Consider the following 17135-nt stretch of genomic DNA (forward strand, 5'->3'; position numbering starts at 1 on the left):
ATTAAATTAAATATCAAATGAAGAAGATATATACTGTTTTTATACTAATAGGTCTGGCATCCGGACTTTCAGTTGCTTGTAAAAAAGATAATCAATCTGCTCCCGAAGCAGGAAAGCCAACTGTTGATAATATCGAAATTGGAACCGGCAATAATAAAAATGCCTTGCGAGGTAGAGATTTTCACTTAAATGCTGATATAATTGCAGGAGACAAAATAAGTGATGTTCAAGTTAAAATTCTGCAGAAAAGTACAGAAAGTTATTCAGCTTCCTGGAAGTTTGAACTGAATTGGGGGGAATTTAAAGGCGTTAAGAATACGAACGTGCACAAACACTTTACCATTCCTGCTGAAGCGCCAGAAGGAAAATACGATTTCTTTTTTATTGTCTTGGACGAAAATGGCAGCAAGCTGGAAATCAGGGAAGATTTTGTTATAACTGATCCTGCTAATGTTCCGGTCGACCCTCAAATAGGGAGGGATATGATTTCCAGAAATGGACAGCTAATTTATTATATGGAAACCTGGGTTGAGAAGGAACTTATTTTTAAAAAAGGCGATGAGCTTAAAGCTCATGCTCAAGTCAACGGAATTAAAGGTGATGGAATATTATATTCTGTGTTGATTAAAAGAAGTGCAAATTATCACCCTGAGTCCATAGATAATCTTGATTTTAATAAGGCTATTGTTATTTCAAGAGTAGAACATCATGACTTGCCATCGGCTTCGAAAGTGACTACGCTTAAACAGGTTAATGGTGTTTGGGGATGGGAAGATATCACGATCGGTGCCATTGAAGATTTCAATGAGCCGAAACCTAATCCCGTCTCGGGTGAGAAAAGTTGGGCATCCGGTCAATATGATCTGGTTTTTCTGTACAAAAACACGACTTATAATCGCAGTACTTTTAAATCATTTCCAATCACTATAGACTATAAATAATCATGGTGGTGGAATTTAACACGATTCACTTATTAAAAAATACAATGAGAAGAATAAATTTTTTACTGTCTCCAATTTTAATACTCTTTTTGCTTACGAATTGTAGTAAAGACAATAATAGTACAATTGACACTACCTATCCAGAAATCGATAACACCGCTTCAGATGCGTTTCCTAAACAATGTAGTGTAATAAAACGTGGGGAGACGTTTACTTTTCGTGCATTACTGACTGATAACTCACAGCTTGGTTCCGTAAGCGTAGATATTCACCATAATTTCGATCATCACACACATAGTACCGAGGTCAATGACTGCGGAATGGAACCAGTAAAGAAGGCAGTAAAGCCTTTTTTACTGATCAGGGATTTTCCAATTCCTGCGGGATCGAAAAGTTACCACTTAAACACTGAAATCACTGTTCCTGCAGATATCGATCCGGGGGATTATCATTTTATGATTCGTCTGACAGATAAAGAGGGTTGGCAGACTATAAAAGGACTAAGTGTAAAAATACAATAGTCTATTCTATTTTATTCAGCAGTGCATCCTGAAAAATGTGCTGCTGAATATTAAATAGGTTTAGTTTTTTCCGGTATATTTTAATTTAACCAATGGAAAATCAATCCTTTTGGTGAAATTCAGAAATTCGTAGATTTGTATGGCTCTTTTATTTGATTCTAATACATGCAAAAATGGGATATTACCCTTTTCGAGCGTTATCTGACATAGCCCGCGTAATAATTGCTGCGCATAACCATTACCTGTATGGGAGGGATGTGTACAAACAGCGCTGAGCTCTGTGAAACCATCCAATTTCATTCTTTCTCCGGCGACCGCTACAAGAATTCCTTCCTTTCTTATGCCGTAATAATTACCCAAAAGTGTTGTTTTTCGTTTAAAAAAACCTGGTTGTACAAGATTCACCAGCGCATGGAGCTCATCTGAATCTTGTTCCGAGAGCTGTGATATGGGATTTATCGCGGATTCTACTGCAGAAGGGTTGTAAACCATTTGAATACAAGCTAATCGCTGCAGGATTTCCCAATTTTCAGGAACGGATTCCAGTTCGTCCTTTAAGAATCTTTCTTCCCCTTCTTTCAAATAAGCTTCCAGTTCTGTTAATAGATTTTTATCGTTATACTGTATACCCATAAATGGAATAGTCTGTTCCTGGTAGCATTTTACCCCAGGCGTACCAACTGCAAACTCCTGATGAACTGAAGATAAAGCGTTCCAGATTGGATTGTCTAGTAAGAATAATTTAGGTTTCATTAGTCAGAGATCTTTATTGTAAATTTTTACGTAAAATTTTACATAAGTCAAATGTATGGATTTTGATGCTTTAAAAAAACCTAATATTTGTTTTTTGCAGGATTTTTAGTTGCTACATAAACAAAAATTAATTTGTAAAGTTATTGTACATGAAAAAGCCAAAAGATTTTATATTAGCGCCCGCCTGCAGAAAAAATTATGTATAACGACCCGCCATTTTTAAGTAAAGAACAATTAATAACTGTACTAAATCAGACTAAAACAGCTACGGCCGTACATGTTGGAGAACTCGCTGTGATTCAAATGGCCAATGACGCGATGTTGAAAATCTGGGACAAAGACCGGTCAGTTATCGGGAAATCTCTTGAAGATGCATTGCCTGAATTGAAAGGACAACCTTTTGCAGAAATGTTTAAACGTGTATGGCAAGAAGGTATTACTGTTGCCGGAACGGAGACTGCCGCCGACCTGATTACCGATGGACAGCTGTACACTTATTATTTTGATTTCGAATACCGTGCTATTAAAGACATAGACGGGAAAACTATTTGTATTTTACATACCGCAACCGATGTAACCGAACGTGTGAAACATCGTTTAACACTTCAAGAAGCTTACTCGAAGGAGCAGGCTTTGTTGAGAGAACAATCACTCAACGAAGAACTTGCTGCCTCGAATGAGGAACTGAATGCGGTCAATGAAGAGTTATCTAAAAATCAGGATGAGCTTAAAATATTAAATGAAACCCTTGAAGGTAGAGTAGAAGCACGTGTCAGGGATTTAAGAGAGAGCGAAAATAATTTCCGCTTGCTCTCCGAAGAACTTGCGGCGATGAACGAAGAAATGGCGGCCGCTAATGAAGAACTTCTGACTTCTAATGAAGAGTTATATGAGGCTCAGCAAAGATTGCAGGAAATTTACGACCGGCTTGAAGACAAGGAAATTGCCTTAAGGCTTGCCATTGAGGCTGCAAACTTCGGAACATGGCATATTCATTCTGTATCCAGGGAGTTTGTCACTTCCAGCAGGCTCAGGGAGCTTTTCGGATTCCATGCAGATCAGAACATAACAATTGAAGATGCGCTCAATCAAATTACAGATGAATACCGGCAATACGTATCAGATAAATTGGAGAATGCTCTAAGTGGGAATGGCGATTATGATGTTTCCTATCCTGTGGAAGGTTATCATGATAAAAAAATTCGATGGCTAAGGGCAGTAGGGAATTTAAAAGCAGATAAATCGGGTGAGTTTTCTGCTTTTACAGGTGTAGTGATGGATATCTCAGTACTTAAAAAGGATGAACAACGCAAAAACGATTTCATAGGTATGGTAAGTCATGAGCTGAAAACGCCGCTGACCTCAATGAACGGATACCTACAATTATTGCAGCGTAAAACCAGCAAAATGCAAGATGATTTTATTAATTCTTCTTTAGACATGGCAGTCAGACAAGTCAAAAAAATGACAAGTATGATTAATGGTTTTTTAAATGTTTCCCGTCTTGAATCTGGTAAAATAGTTTTAAATCGACATCACTTTCTTTTAAGCGACCTGGTACAGAACGCAGTGGAAGAAGCCAGATTAATGGAGACCGGCCATACTATAAACTTTCATCCTTGCGAAAATATACCTGTATACGCTGACTTCGATAAGATAAGTAACGTTATTTCTAATCTTTTGAGTAACGCCGTAAAATACTCACCTGCTGATAAGAATATTAACTTACAGTGCGAAATAACCGATGGAATGGCGCAGGTGAGCGTTAAGGACAATGGTATTGGAATCAATGAGGTCGACTCCAGTAGAATTTTCGAGCGTTATTATAGAGTTGTGAGGGACAGTCATATTTCGGGTTTTGGTATCGGTCTTTATCTGAGTGCAGAAATTATTGCAAGACATCATGGTAATATCTGGTTAGAGAGTGATCCTGGTAAAGGTTCTACCTTTTATTTTAGTATTCCTTTAGCTAAACAACCCGGAAATTAAAGAGTAAATGAAACATTTTATTTTCCACGATGTTAGGGGATTAAATTCTATTAATTAAAAACCTGTTATTAGCTTATCAATTATGGAAAACAACGAAAATAGTGCCTTTCAAGATGCACTGGATCCGAGTGAATTGGATGCAGCTGCCAATTTTAGCGAACTTAACGAAGAAAATGACACCATTGACGGAGAAAATGAAAATGAAGAACTTTCTCCTGCAGATGAAGAGGAACTAGCGGAGGGCAACCCTGTTCCGGATCAGGATGAATATACGGGCTACGACTCCAGTGAAGATACAGGTAATACAGCAGCAGATCTGGATCTGAATTTAGACGATGACGACGATACAGCTATTGAACCAGAAGATCTCGACACGCTTAACGCACAGGATGAGGACGATCAGGATACTATGTCTTAAAATGCGGGCCGGCATGTGATTCTCTGTTTACCCGAATGGAAGAAACGGGCGATATTATTGGTATGCCGGGATAATGTATTTTACTAAAATATCAAATGCCCGTTTTGCTTTCCATGAACCATAATTACTTTGTGTAAAAACGATAACCAAGCCTAAATCTTTAATAGTCATAATGTATTGTCCGCCATTACCAGAAGCAAAAACAATATTCGCTGTGAACCCATCCGTTTTTACTTGTTCATTATACCAGTAATAACCATAAAAGGCAGGTTGGGGAATCGCCGTTTTGTTTTTGCTTAATTTAATGAAAGATGTTTCAGGTATAGGAATATTTGCCGTTGTAGAGCTTTTCAGCCATTTTGCACTAACTATGCGTTTACCATTCCAGATACCCCTGTTAAGCAGGAGCTGACCTATTTTTTGCATATCCTGTGTACGGATAAAAAATGATCCTCCAGTCATACCATGTCCAGCGGGGTCGGTAGTCCACCTGTAGTTTGTAATGCCCATTGGTTCGAACAGATATAATTTGGCGAATTCCATTATAGACATACCAGATGCATTGCTGATAATACCACTAATGATCATTGGGTCAATTGATGTATATGACCATATTTTTCCAGGTTCATGTTTCATTGGCACACTTAGCGAAAATTTCAGCCAGTCGTTGGTAGGTTCCATTTCGGACTCACAATCCTTTTCGCCATTCCATTCGTCGCAATCTATTCCGGAACGCATTTCCAGTAGATTTTTAATAGTCATTCTCCGTTTTAACGGATCTGCGGCAAATGCTTTCTCTTCCGGAAAGAAGGTGTAAACAAATTGATTTACATTTTTTACTATACCTCTGTCAATAGCAATTCCTAAAAGTAGGCTGGCTACTGATTTGAAAGAGGATCTGGAGTCGTTTAATGAATCTGCAGTAAAACCATTGAAATAGTGTTCATAAACCGGTGCTCCATCTTTTGATATCAGAATGCTATTTATGCCAGAATACTCATTCCGTAAAATAGCTGCTTCAGCTTCAGCCATAATGCTGGAAGTTTTAACCGGAAGTGTCTGAGCATCCAGTTTCAACGTGAGTGTAAAGACAGGTATGAATGTAAGGACAGATAAAATAACGAGCGCATTAAGTTTCATGAAGTTAAAGATACATTTCAATTTGAGAATGAACTGCATAGAAATAATAATGTTTCTGTAGAGGTAATCGGCGCAGTTTTTGAAGCATGAAAATTAATCTAGTTTTTATATATGCCCGAGAACCAATTGTTATTAGACGCATTCAGAAATAGTAATTTTGAAGAAGCCAGGGAATTATTGAAGGAGGAATCAAATGTCCCCGTTGATCTGCAGCCCTTTGAAAGGATCCAGTTGTTCGACAAATTAATCAGAAATAAAGCATTCGATATTATTTTGCTCTTTATCAGACATCAATTAATTGAGACTGATTTATACGAATACACTAGTTTTGACCACACATTATTAAAAAGCATCTTCTTAAATCTTCAGCAAGAAGAAGAAGATATCATCTTTTTTGATGAGTTTCTTTCGTTGTTGCAAAATCTCAATGAGCCGATAAATAATCAAACACTTTTAGGTTACGCTCTAGAGTCAGGTGTGCATCCCGTATTGATTAAAAGCTTAATTAGGGCCGGTTGTGATACAAACTGGGTAAATAATGCTGAAGAAACTTATCTTCACCAGATTGCATCGAATAACCGAATTACGCCAGAAATTGCTGTTATTCTCCTTGATTTGATGATCAATGAGGGTTTGGATGTGAACGCCATGGATATCGTTAAAAAAACGCCGCTCATCCATGCAATTTCGAGAAATAAAGTTCAGTTAATAGATCTACTGCTGAAAAATGGCGCGGACACTAATATGCCCGATAACGTAGGAGAAACTGCCATTTACCATGCTGTAGTTCATCAGCAGAATTTATCTTTATATCATATGCTATGCGCCTATGAAAAGCCGGATTTCGAGATTCTGAATAAAAATAAGGTGACGATATTATTTGAATTTCTGCGCAGATTAAACAGGCCTTCAGAAACTTTGCTAAACTTATTAACTGCCCTTATCAATGACGGTGCTGATCTATATGCACCTGCAATTTATTACGGGAGCGAGAAGACTCCGGCAGATATTGTTGCAGAACAGACTTTCGATGTTTTTAATACAGTTATCCAGCTGGAGGCACTGGATCTAACGCGGCTAGGCCAGAATGGGAATTCCCTGTTGCACAAAGTCTGTGCTTTTGATGTCAATTTTGATCAGGAAATGGCCAAAGACACCTATCGAAAGGTCAAACTATTGATCCAAAAAGGTATTGATATCAATCTGACAAATAATCAAGACCAAACTGCGATGATGCTCGCTTCAACTGATAACCTGAAAGCTAAAACTGTAGAGCTACTTTTGACCAATAAATAATCATTATGTCCATGTCATTTATAATTGCCTGTGAATCGGGCAAAAGAAAGATCGCTGAAATCTTATTAAAGAATAACGAAGTAGATGTTACTTATACCGATGAAAAAGGAAGAACTGCACTGCATTATGCAGCGCATAGAGGATACCTGGATATTGTAAAGGCTTTGGTTGAAGCGGGGGCTGATCTGGATTATGAAGATCACAACGGAGAGACTCCGTTATTCTTTTCATGTCTGCAGAAGCAGAAGCAAACAGCAATGTTTCTGCTGGAAAAAGGCTCGGGAACTGACATTAGGGATCACCAAGGAAATAGCCTTTTACACCTGGCAGCCCGGACGTCTCAGGCAGAGGTTCTTCAGGAATTATTAAAAACCGGTTCAAATGCAGATCAGGAAAATAATGAAGCAGAAACACCGTTGATGTTTGCCGCATATAGCCGGAATAAAGAGGTTCTTTTGCAGTTAGTAAATATAGGAGTTAATGTGAATGCAGCAGATAAGCAGGGGAATACTTCGCTATTCTATGCTGTGAAGTCAGGCAGTAATGCAGCACTCTCATTGCTGTTGGAGAACGGAGCTGAGGTTAATCAGGCGAATCACGCTGGTGAAACACCATTGTTACTGGCCTGCCATCAAAATAACAATATGCTTGTTAAATTATTAGTTGAATTCGGCGCCGATATAACTGTTTCCTCAAATAATGGCTTGTCTCCAATCTGGTATGCCTGTAACCATAATCAAAAAGAAATTGTAAAACTTTTCATTCAACAAGGAATTGACATCAATTATAGCAAGCCACTGTCCGGAAATGATGACTCCATGAATTCATACCTGGATTGGGTACAGACAGCTAATAATCTGGCAAATGAGAGTAATTTCTCCTTGAATGAGAACTATCAGTATGGAGGGGAAAGCTTGCTGCACGTTGCTGTTAAAAAGGGGCACCTGAGTCTGGTTAAACTTCTTCTCGAAAACGGCGCGGCTGTTAATATTCAGGATGAAAGCGGGAATACCGCTTTGCATTATGGGGCTGCCAACGGGAAAAAAGATATTGTAAAAACCTTGCTGGAAAATGGTGCAGATATAGCAGCAGTTAACGTTAAAGAGCAGAAAGCGATTGATTATTCAAATATCAAAGGATTTAATGAAATCACGGCGTTATTACTTTCTTTTGGACCTAAGGATACGAATGTTGACACTGGTAGTTCAATAAATACTAAAAAACAAGATCTTCTGGATCTTAAAGACCTTTTAGATGCCGGAATCCTTACGCCGGCAGAATTCGAGATTGAAAAACAAAAAATACTTCAAGGATAAATAGCAATAAACAAACATTATATAAAAATGGAATTTTACAGAAACAGAAAAAAGTCAGTTAATCTTATACTCATATGTTCAGGAATACTTGTTCTCCTGATAGCTATCTTTTTATACAGTATCGGTTTGTTTAATGGTGAGGTGGTTGCTAAGGGAGTCGCCATCTCCTCTATATTTGGTTTAATACTGGCAGTTATAATAGTTAAAATGTTAATCTCTTTAAGAGATACCTCCCCGTTGGTAATCTTGAGTGAGCAAGGTATAATAGCTAAAGTTACTCCGGTTAGTAAAGCAGCCGGGTTGATTTTGTGGGCCGATATTATTGATATGAACCTGACTAAAGTTGGTGCAGACACATTGATCGCACTTACAGTCAATAAACCTGATCACTACGGACCGATAATCCGTAAGAAATTATCTGCACTGGCAACTAGCGGGGCAGATGACGGACAGGGAAACCTGTTAGTTTTCCTGACGGCTTCAGCGCTGGATGTTGAAGCACCGGAATTACTATCCATAATCACGAAATATAAAGACGGACTGCGTTAGTCATTATAATTTTAAATAATACTCTTGGAGGTGAAGAAGACGCCTGCTTGATTAGATATTTTACTTTTAACAGTGGCTTAATATCCGGGCTATAATTTTGGCCGCCAGAAGAGTTATGGATATTAACAGTGCAGACAATATAATCTGGAGTCACATTATAAAGGGGGAAGAGAAAGCCTTCGAGATTCTTTTTATGAGGTATTATCCGGGATTAATCAGGTATGCGAAAAATCTTCTCCCATATCCAAATGATGAAGCAGAAGATATCATCACCGATGCTTTCTTTAAAATATGGCAGCAGCGGGAAACTGTAAATATTCACACATCTGTCGTTTCGTATCTTTATGTGGTTGTGCGCAGCCGTATTTACGACTTCTACCGGGCAAAACGAATGCATGTTCCTATTGAGGATGCACTCGATTTTGCCGGACCAGAATATTTAGTTCCTGACCATCTTCTAGTCTATAAAGAATTATGTATGGAAATGGAATACCTCATCAGCCTGCTTCCCAAACGTACCAGATTAATTTATCAGATGAACAGAAATGATAATATCACCTATAAAGATATTGCTGTCATTTTAGATATCTCGGTCAACTCTGTGAAAACACATATGTATCGCGCAATCAGTTTCTTAAAAGAGTCTTATTATGCTTCGCCTAAAAATTCCGGGTGTTAAGCTATTGTTACCCATATTATCGTTGTGTGAATTCGTGAGATGCCTGTCATGAACTGGTTACTCTTAATCGTCCTATAAATGAAAAAAGAGAAATACCATTTTGGAAGAAATATATTTATTGATTACACGCCATCTGGCAGGGCAGACGAGTGAGGAAGAAGAAAAACATCTACGGGAATGGACCAGTTCTTCTTCGGTTAATGCAAGAACCTTTGAGGAAGTTAAACAGGTTTGGCTAGCTTCTTATCAAAGAGACGATACAGCAGCGATCCATGCTTTTCAGCGACTCGACAAAAAAATGCACGCTCAGAAACAGCAGAAGCCGGGTATTACTCCGTCCGGTAAGTTACCAATTTCTAAACCCAGGCGATTTGCCATAATTGCATCACTCGCCCTGACCTTTATAATTTCAGCATTACTCTATAAGGTTTATTATCCATCGGAACCGGTTGTGATTAAAGAATTCACGGTCTCCGGTCAGAAAAAAGAGATCTGGCTGGCTGATGGAACTAAAGTTTTTCTTGCTCCTCAAAGTGAGCTTTTTTATCCAAAAGATTTTACAGCAGAAAAGCGGGTGGTTGAACTGCAGGGCGAGGCGTATTTTGAGGTAAGTAAAGACCGGCACCGGCCATTTATTGTACGTACAGCAACACTGGACGTACAGGTATTGGGTACGCATTTCAACGTAAACAGCTATAAAAAGAATACCTCCACATCCGTATCGCTAATGGAAGGAAAAGTTAAAGTACTCATGGCTGGAGACGATGGAGATGAATATCTGCTGGAGCCGGGTCAGGAACTCTCATTGAATAAATTAAATCATCAGGTTTATCAGCATGAGTTCGATCAGGAATCTACAACCGGCTGGATGACAAATACATTATTAATTAAAAACGAGAAGTTGGGGCAGGTAGCTGAAAAGATAAACCAGCTTTATGGTGTTAAACTCATTTTCGCAGATCAGGCTACGGCCGACACCCGTTTATACGCGAGATTCAAAAACGAATCCTTAATAAATGTACTGGAAACGATTAGTGCAACTGGAAATATTGCCTACCGCATAGAAAGAAACAAGGTCTATTTAACCCTTAAAAATTGAATTTACAAAACAGAATAATATCCTGATAGAAAGAGACATGCCAGGCATGGGCTTTTTAAAATTTAACCGGCATGGACTAGATGCCGGTTAATAACGCCATATAAATGTTCGAATATTTAAGATAACGAATTTGCTAATTTATGAAAATAAAGATATTTACACGCTATTTATTCTACCCCTTATTGTGCATTATTAGCACAATAACATTATTAATCACGACGGGCATAGGGCCGGTTTCTGGTGCCGAAAAAGATCAGGACCTCTCTAAAATACAGTGCTCGGTAACTGCCACGAAACAATCCTTACAAAGCGTTTTTGACCTGATACAGAAACAAACGGCTTTTAGTATAGTATGTGTGAATCAAATGGGGTTTTTACAAAAAGAAATCACTCTTAATGCGCCTAAAAGCAACCTCGAAGATGTAATGCAGCAGCTTTCGGTAAAAGCTGGTTTTACTTATACAGCATTAAGCGATAAGATCATTGTTAAAACCATCGCACCGGCGGGCATTGCAAATAATGTTGCAAGAGTTATTAAGGGACGTGTTACAGATAAAACTAATGGAGCGCTTCCGGGTGTATCCATATTAGTAAAAGGAACAAATACCGGTACTTCCAGTAATCAGGAAGGTGATTTTTCCATTAAAGCGTCGACTGGTGATATTTTGACTGTTTCCTTCATAGGATATAAAACTGCAGGAATTCCGGTAACCGAAGCTGAAAATTATGCAATTATACTGGAAGAAGATGCGCAAGGTCTATCTGAAGTTGTGGTAACTGCATTGGGCGTAAAGAAGGAGAAGGCTAAACTCGGGTATGCTGTTCAGGAAGTTCAGGGTGAGAGCCTGGTAAAGGCGCGTGAACCCAATGTTATCAACTCCCTGACAGGTCGTGTTGCAGGTCTGAATATTCAGAATTCTACCGATCTTTTTCAGGACCCTAAAATCTCATTACGTGGACGTAGTCCGCTGGTGGTTATTGATGGTATTCCGGATCAATCCGCAGACGTGTGGAAAATTAACGCCGATGATATAGAAAGTATGACCGTACTTAAAGGTGCAAATGCTTCTGCTTTATATGGCTCTATCGGACAGAATGGTGCAATTATGATTACGACTAAACGTGGTAAAAGTAATGGATTGAGTATTGACGTTAATACCTCTACCGAATTTCAGCCGAGCTTTGTGCGGATCCCAAAAGTTCAAACGCAGTATGGAAATGGATTTAAGGGGCAGTATGCCTATGTGGATGGTTCTGGAGGCGGAACAGAAGGCGGCGGCTGGATCTGGGGGCCTAAACTCGATCAGTTGGATCCCTCGACACGCAGTGGATATTTTGAGACCCCACAGTTTAACAGCCCGATTGATCCCCTTACTGGAAAACTGGTTCCACTACCTTTTATATCCCGGGGGGAGAACAATGTATCAGATTTCTTTAGAACCGGAAGTATATCCAGTAATAATGTAAGTGTTACCCAAACGTCTGACCGGGGCACATTCAGAGCATCTGCTTCTCATGTTTATCAACGAGGAGTCGTACCAAACACAGATTTAAAAAACACCTCTTTTAATCTTTCGGGGAACTATAAACTGACCGACGAGCTAACTATGGATGCCAGGATCAGTTATAACCGTCAATACACTAATAATTTTCCTGAAACAGGTTACGGGCCAACAAACTATTTATACAATCTGATTTTATGGACAGGTGCAGACGTGAGTGTTAAAGACTTACGAAATTACTGGACGCCAGGTAAAGACGGGATACAACAGCGTAATTATAATAATTCCTATTATAATAATCCGTATTTCCAGGCTTATGAATATTTACAGGGATATGCGAAAGACAACACATTTGGATCACTCAACCTGAATTATAAACTGAGTCCTTCTTTTAGTGTGCAGTTCAGAAACGGAATAAATACCTACGGACTAAACCGCACTTATAAAGAGCCTAAAAGTTATATTGGATATGGAGATAAATCCCGTGGACAGTACACAGTCGCTACTGGTAATTATTTTGATATTGCATCTGACCTCATTGTTGACTATAATCATACCTTCACTGATAAAATCAAGCTGCATGCGCAATTTGGCGGATCAAATTATTACAGAAATCATAAGTACGGAAGCACCAATACTGACGGTCTTGACGTTCCGGGGTTCTATAACTTATCTAATTCGACAAATCCGCTTCAGGGTACAAATTTCATAGAGGAGAGACGTACAAGTGGAATTTATGGTTTAGTAGATCTTGAATTTTTAAATGGAATCTATTTAACTGCCACCGGTAGGAATGACCATATTTCTACTTTACCTGTTGCAAACAATAGTTTCTTTTATCCGTCGGTGAGTTCATCTGTAGTGATTTCCCAGCTCACCAAGTTGCCGGATTGGCTTAGTTATCTGAAAGTTAGGGGAGCGTGGTCCAGAGTCTCCAGTGCGACACTGAATGATAACACAGGTTCGGCACTGAGTGATAAAACTTATACCTACAGTTATCTTCCTTCTTATAATAAGGGAGTGATCTGGAATAGTCAGCCGTCGCTCGCTTATGGCAGTGCACTATTAAATGGAAGCCTGAAACCGCAGACATCGGATAGCTGGGAAGCGGGTCTGGATGCGCGATTTTTTAACAACAGATTAAGTTTGGAAGCTACTTATTATCAGACTCGTGACTACAATAATATTGTATCTATTCCAATCTCAAATACCAGTGGCTTTAAAACAAGGTTGGACAACGGAAACGTATATCAGCGTAAAGGTGTCGAGCTTGTACTTTCCGGAACTGCCATACAAAGCAAGAACTTCAGCTGGGATATTACAGCAAACTTCAGTCAGTACCGCAGATATCTGAAAGAAATTTATGGCAATGCAGAACGGCTTAACAACCTGAAAGTAGGCGATCGTACAGACAAGATATTTACAACCGTTTATCAGGAAGATCCGAATGGCAATGTGATCTATGGTGCCAATGGCTTTCCACTGGAAGATACCTTTCAACGTTCAGTCGGAAATCAGGATCCTAACTGGACTTATGGAATGGAAAACTCCTTCCGCTACAAGAATTTTAGCTTTAAGTTCTTAGTAGACGGTCGTTTGGGAGGCAAGATCTATTCTACTACTAATCAGAAAATGTGGTGGGGCGGAACAAATCCAGGTACCGTAAACCAATATCGTGATGATGCCAATGCAGGTAATTCAACTTTTGTAGGTGAGGGTGTAATCTTGACTTCCGGTCAAGTAAATTATGACGGGAATGGCGTAATTATAAATGATACACGTACGTTCGCACCGAACACTAAAGCCGTAAATTATATTGATTATATGACCAATACAAGTAATGGTGCTTATAATAACTACAACTATTTCTCCCAGACTTTCCTGAAACTACGGGAAGTTACATTAACCTGGCAAGTACCCGCTAAATGGCTTGGTAAATCGGGAATAAAGGCATTAAATATCTCTGCCGTAGGACGTAATCTATTGCTATTCTCTAAAATGCCTAATGTAGATCCTGATCCGGGCGTTGACAATCTTCAAACTCCTTCTATGCGCACCATAGGATTTAATGCGAACCTAAGATTCTAATTGTAAAGACATACACATGAAAAAAAGAGTATTCATTTTACTTGCAGCAAGCATTGTTTTACTGCATACAGGATGTAAAAAACTAAGCGAATTTCAAATAGACCCCAATAAGTCGACCATTGCCACACCAGATTTATTACTTAATACGGTCGAACAAAAGGCTTTTCAGTCTACGAGTTTGAATGTTGCAGTTGCGACAAGACAGATGGGAATTACCGAGTCTGCATCCAATTATCAATATTATGGCTGGACCAGGAGCGATTACGGCGATTTTGACAATCTCTTGCAGGTGGTTAAAATGGAGCAGGCAGCGACCGCACAAAACAAACCAGAATATATGCCACTGGTGAAGTTTTTCAAAGCATGGTATTTTTTAAAACTAACCCAGACTTTCGGCGATATTCCTTATAGCGACGCTTTGAAAGGCGAAGATAATATCAGCTCACCAAAATATGACAAACAGGAAGATATTTACCTCAGCATATTGAACGACCTGAAAACTGCAAATGGCATGATTGACGGAAACACACCTTCTGTACAGCGTGATATTGTCTATAATGGTAATATGATGAATTGGAAGCGTGCAATCAATTCATTAGCGTTAAGGGTATTGATGAGCTTATCGATGAAGGAAAATGACAGTCGTTTTGAGATTAAAAAGCGGTTTGCTGAAATCGTAAATAACCCGTCCCAATATCCGGTTTTCACGGGTAATGCAGATAATGGCCAGTTAAAATTCTACGATCTTCAGGATAATCGTTATCCATATTTTAATGATAATAGTATCCAGACTGCCTATTATATGGATGAAAGTTTTGTCAATATATTAAAACAGCTTAAGGATCCGAGATTGTTCAGCTTTGCAGATAAGGCACCGAAGTTCGCAGCATTGCCAGCAACAGATTTTAGTGCTTATGCCGGCATACAAGGAAGTGCTCCAGTTAATGAAAATGCTTTGCGTCAGATAAAAGGAGAAGCATCCAGGATTAACCCCCGGTTTTATAGCAATCCGGTGAACGAAGCCAGTATCGCAATTGGATACCCTGAGCAGCAGTTTATTTTAGCAGAAGGTGTGACCAGGGGCTGGATCGGAGGAAGTGCAAATGATTATTATCAGAATGGAATTGCGGCTTCCATGAGTTTTTATAATATTGATCAGACGACTATCAAAAATTATTTGTCACAGAGCGAATTGCAGTTGGGCAATAATGCTGTTTCACAGATTATTACTCAAAAATATATTGCTTCGTTTATGAACAGAAGCTGGCAACCATTTTTCGAACAGAGACGTACTGGTTTTCCGGTTTTTGAGGTTTCCGGTTCAGGCGTGTTGAATAATAAACGCGTACCTAAACGCTGGATGTATCCGGAGTCGGACTTGCAGGTAAATCAGCAGCATGTGATTGATGCAATTAGCAGGCAGTTTCCGGAGGGAGATAATATAAACGGAGTAATGTGGCTCCTTAAGCCATAAGTTCTGAACTCAATTCTTATATTCATCAATACGATCAGATATTACATGAAAAAAATATTTATTTGCGGCCTTTTACTACTGAGTATAAGTGGTTATGCGCAATCTAAGCGAAAAGTAGTTTATGTTATTGCAGATGGCATTCCACCAGATGTCATAGAAAAATTGGAATTACCAAACTTCAAACGTATAATCAATGAAGGTACTTACCTCAGGATACATGTTGGAGGCGATAAGGGAAGTTATAATGAGACACCGACTATTTCTGCAGTAGGGTATAACAGCCTGCTTACCGGAACCTGGGTGAACAAACATAATGTCCCGGATAATGATATTAAGGAACCTAACTATAACTATCAAAATATATTCAGGTTATTTAAATCCCAATTTCCAGACAAAAAGACGGGGATATATTCTAGCTGGACAGATAACCGTACTAAGCTTTTAGGGCATCGGCTGCCTTCGGCCGGTAATTTACAGGTCGATTATATTGCCGACGGTTATGAATTGGATACGTTGAATTTCAAGCATGATAAGCAGCGCGATTTTATGCACAGCATCGATGAAAAAGTCGTGGAACAAGCGGCATTGAGCATCAGAAAAGATGCACCTGATTTGTCCTGGGTATACCTGGAATATACAGATGATATGGGGCATATGTATGGTGATAGTCCTAAATATTATGCATCAGTTCAAATGCTGGATGTTCAGATGGGTAAAATATATGATGCCATCAACGAGCGTAAAAGGAAGTTTAAAGAAGACTGGCTGCTAATTATTACAACAGATCATGGGCGTAGCGAAAAAGATGGTAAAGGACATGGCGGGCAATCAGACAGGCAGCGTAATACCTGGCTGGTAACTAACAGTAATGACTTGAATAAATACGCACATACTTATGATCCAGGGATTGTAGATATTATGCCTACGATCGCCAGGTATTCGGGTGTACAAATCCCCAAAGATGTTTTGGAGGAAATTGATGGAACACCACTGATTGGCCCGGTGTCAGTAGCAGATATGAAAGTCAATTACATTCAGGGAGATATTGACCTCAGCTGGAAGGTGATTGAGAACTCCGGGAATGTTAAAATATGGGTTACTACTACCAATAACTTCAAGACAGGTGGAAAGGATACCTATCATATGGTCAAAGAAGTTCCGGTAAAGGATGGGCATGCATTAATTAATGTGAAAGAATATCCTTCTGAATTTTATAAAATTGTAATGGAAGCGCCCGCTAATACATTAAATAAGTGGCTTTTTGTAGAAAAATAGTCTGTCTTAGCTTGGTAAATATAAAAATAGAGTGCCTTAAAAGCACTCTATTTTTGTTGCAGTGCTGTGATTTCGAATGTTCAATTTTGACATAT

General features: G+C 39.0%; 14 protein-coding genes. 12 read left to right on the plus strand and 2 right to left on the minus strand.

Going from position 1 to position 17135, the window contains the following annotated elements; translation table 11 throughout:
- The first annotated feature begins 17 nt into the window (after positions 1-17).
- Complete coding sequence (locus BLR53_RS06520; RefSeq protein ID WP_037444390.1) at positions 18-941, plus strand: DUF4625 domain-containing protein; 924 nt, start codon at positions 18-20, stop codon at positions 939-941.
- A gap of 44 nt (positions 942-985) precedes the next feature.
- Positions 986-1462, plus strand: a complete 477-nt coding sequence (locus BLR53_RS06525; RefSeq protein WP_074588563.1) for a DUF4625 domain-containing protein — start codon at positions 986-988, stop codon at positions 1460-1462.
- 60 nt (positions 1463-1522) lie between these two features.
- On the opposite strand, the gene BLR53_RS06530 is transcribed toward BLR53_RS06525, so the two are convergent.
- Positions 1523-2215: a GNAT family N-acetyltransferase gene (locus tag BLR53_RS06530; protein ID WP_074588141.1), complete on the minus strand. Its 693-nt coding sequence runs from the start codon at positions 2213-2215 to the stop codon at positions 1523-1525.
- Between the two features lie 198 nt (positions 2216-2413).
- On the opposite strand from BLR53_RS06530, the gene BLR53_RS19680 reads away from it, so the two are divergent.
- Both BLR53_RS19680 and BLR53_RS06545 read left to right on the plus strand, forming a co-directional pair.
- Positions 2414-4204, plus strand: coding sequence for a sensor histidine kinase (locus tag BLR53_RS19680; protein ID WP_083332023.1), 1791 nt, complete (start codon positions 2414-2416; stop codon positions 4202-4204).
- Between the two features lie 82 nt (positions 4205-4286).
- Entirely contained in the window at positions 4287-4622 is a 336-nt protein-coding gene (locus BLR53_RS06545) for a hypothetical protein (protein ID WP_037444388.1), read from the plus strand.
- Between the two features lie 54 nt (positions 4623-4676).
- Here the strand turns inward: BLR53_RS06545 and BLR53_RS06550 are convergent, their stop codons facing one another.
- Positions 4677-5762: a serine hydrolase domain-containing protein gene (locus BLR53_RS06550; protein ID WP_074588143.1), complete on the minus strand. Its 1086-nt coding sequence runs from the start codon at positions 5760-5762 to the stop codon at positions 4677-4679.
- A 111-nt stretch (positions 5763-5873) separates the two neighbouring features.
- Between BLR53_RS06550 and BLR53_RS06555 the strand changes: the two genes are divergently transcribed.
- The 8 genes from BLR53_RS06555 (at position 5874) to BLR53_RS06590 (ending at position 17040) form a co-directional block, all read left to right on the plus strand.
- Positions 5874-7058: an ankyrin repeat domain-containing protein gene (locus tag BLR53_RS06555; RefSeq protein WP_074588145.1), complete on the plus strand. Its 1185-nt coding sequence runs from the start codon at positions 5874-5876 to the stop codon at positions 7056-7058.
- An 11-nt stretch (positions 7059-7069) separates the two neighbouring features.
- Positions 7070-8374 (plus strand): ankyrin repeat domain-containing protein, encoded by a 1305-nt coding sequence (locus BLR53_RS06560; protein ID WP_244889459.1) that lies wholly within the window; start codon positions 7070-7072, stop codon positions 8372-8374.
- Between the two features lie 27 nt (positions 8375-8401).
- A complete protein-coding gene (locus tag BLR53_RS06565; RefSeq protein ID WP_037444380.1) occupies positions 8402-8923 on the plus strand; it encodes an STM3941 family protein in 522 nt (173 codons plus the stop codon).
- Between the two features lie 97 nt (positions 8924-9020).
- A complete protein-coding gene (locus tag BLR53_RS06570) occupies positions 9021-9602 on the plus strand; it encodes an RNA polymerase sigma factor (protein ID WP_143007833.1) in 582 nt (193 codons plus the stop codon).
- 100 nt (positions 9603-9702) lie between these two features.
- A complete protein-coding gene (locus tag BLR53_RS06575; protein WP_143007834.1) occupies positions 9703-10701 on the plus strand; it encodes a FecR family protein in 999 nt (332 codons plus the stop codon).
- 140 nt (positions 10702-10841) lie between these two features.
- The gene (locus BLR53_RS06580; RefSeq protein WP_083332025.1) at positions 10842-14291 is read left to right on the plus strand and encodes a SusC/RagA family TonB-linked outer membrane protein; all 3450 of its coding nucleotides are present in this window, start codon (positions 10842-10844) and stop codon (positions 14289-14291) included.
- Between the two features lie 16 nt (positions 14292-14307).
- The gene (locus BLR53_RS06585; RefSeq protein WP_074588161.1) at positions 14308-15765 is read left to right on the plus strand and encodes a SusD/RagB family nutrient-binding outer membrane lipoprotein; all 1458 of its coding nucleotides are present in this window, start codon (positions 14308-14310) and stop codon (positions 15763-15765) included.
- A gap of 45 nt (positions 15766-15810) precedes the next feature.
- Positions 15811-17040, plus strand: coding sequence for an alkaline phosphatase family protein (locus BLR53_RS06590; protein WP_074588164.1), 1230 nt, complete (start codon positions 15811-15813; stop codon positions 17038-17040).
- The last annotated feature ends 95 nt before the right edge of the window (positions 17041-17135 follow it).

It is taken from the genome of Pedobacter antarcticus (assembly GCF_900103515.1).
Classification (GTDB): Bacteria; Bacteroidota; Bacteroidia; order Sphingobacteriales; family Sphingobacteriaceae; genus Pedobacter; species Pedobacter antarcticus.

Excerpts from the sequence above, each read along its gene's own strand:
- BLR53_RS06520 (WP_037444390.1), top strand. The coding sequence starts at position 18 with ATGAAGAAGATATATACTGTTTTTATACTAATAGGTCTGGCATCCGGA.
- BLR53_RS06525 (WP_074588563.1), top strand. The coding sequence starts at position 986 with ATGAGAAGAATAAATTTTTTACTGTCTCCAATTTTAATACTCTTTTTG.
- BLR53_RS06530 (WP_074588141.1), bottom strand. The coding sequence starts at position 2,215 with ATGAAACCTAAATTATTCTTACTAGACAATCCAATCTGGAACGCTTTA.
- BLR53_RS19680 (WP_083332023.1), top strand. The coding sequence starts at position 2,414 with ATGTATAACGACCCGCCATTTTTAAGTAAAGAACAATTAATAACTGTA.
- BLR53_RS06545 (WP_037444388.1), top strand. The coding sequence starts at position 4,287 with ATGGAAAACAACGAAAATAGTGCCTTTCAAGATGCACTGGATCCGAGT.
- BLR53_RS06550 (WP_074588143.1), bottom strand. The coding sequence starts at position 5,762 with ATGAAACTTAATGCGCTCGTTATTTTATCTGTCCTTACATTCATACCT.
- BLR53_RS06555 (WP_074588145.1), top strand. The coding sequence starts at position 5,874 with ATGCCCGAGAACCAATTGTTATTAGACGCATTCAGAAATAGTAATTTT.
- BLR53_RS06560 (WP_244889459.1), top strand. The coding sequence starts at position 7,070 with ATGTCATTTATAATTGCCTGTGAATCGGGCAAAAGAAAGATCGCTGAA.
- BLR53_RS06565 (WP_037444380.1), top strand. The coding sequence starts at position 8,402 with ATGGAATTTTACAGAAACAGAAAAAAGTCAGTTAATCTTATACTCATA.
- BLR53_RS06580 (WP_083332025.1), top strand. The coding sequence starts at position 10,842 with ATGAAAATAAAGATATTTACACGCTATTTATTCTACCCCTTATTGTGC.
- BLR53_RS06585 (WP_074588161.1), top strand. The coding sequence starts at position 14,308 with ATGAAAAAAAGAGTATTCATTTTACTTGCAGCAAGCATTGTTTTACTG.
- BLR53_RS06590 (WP_074588164.1), top strand. The coding sequence starts at position 15,811 with ATGAAAAAAATATTTATTTGCGGCCTTTTACTACTGAGTATAAGTGGT.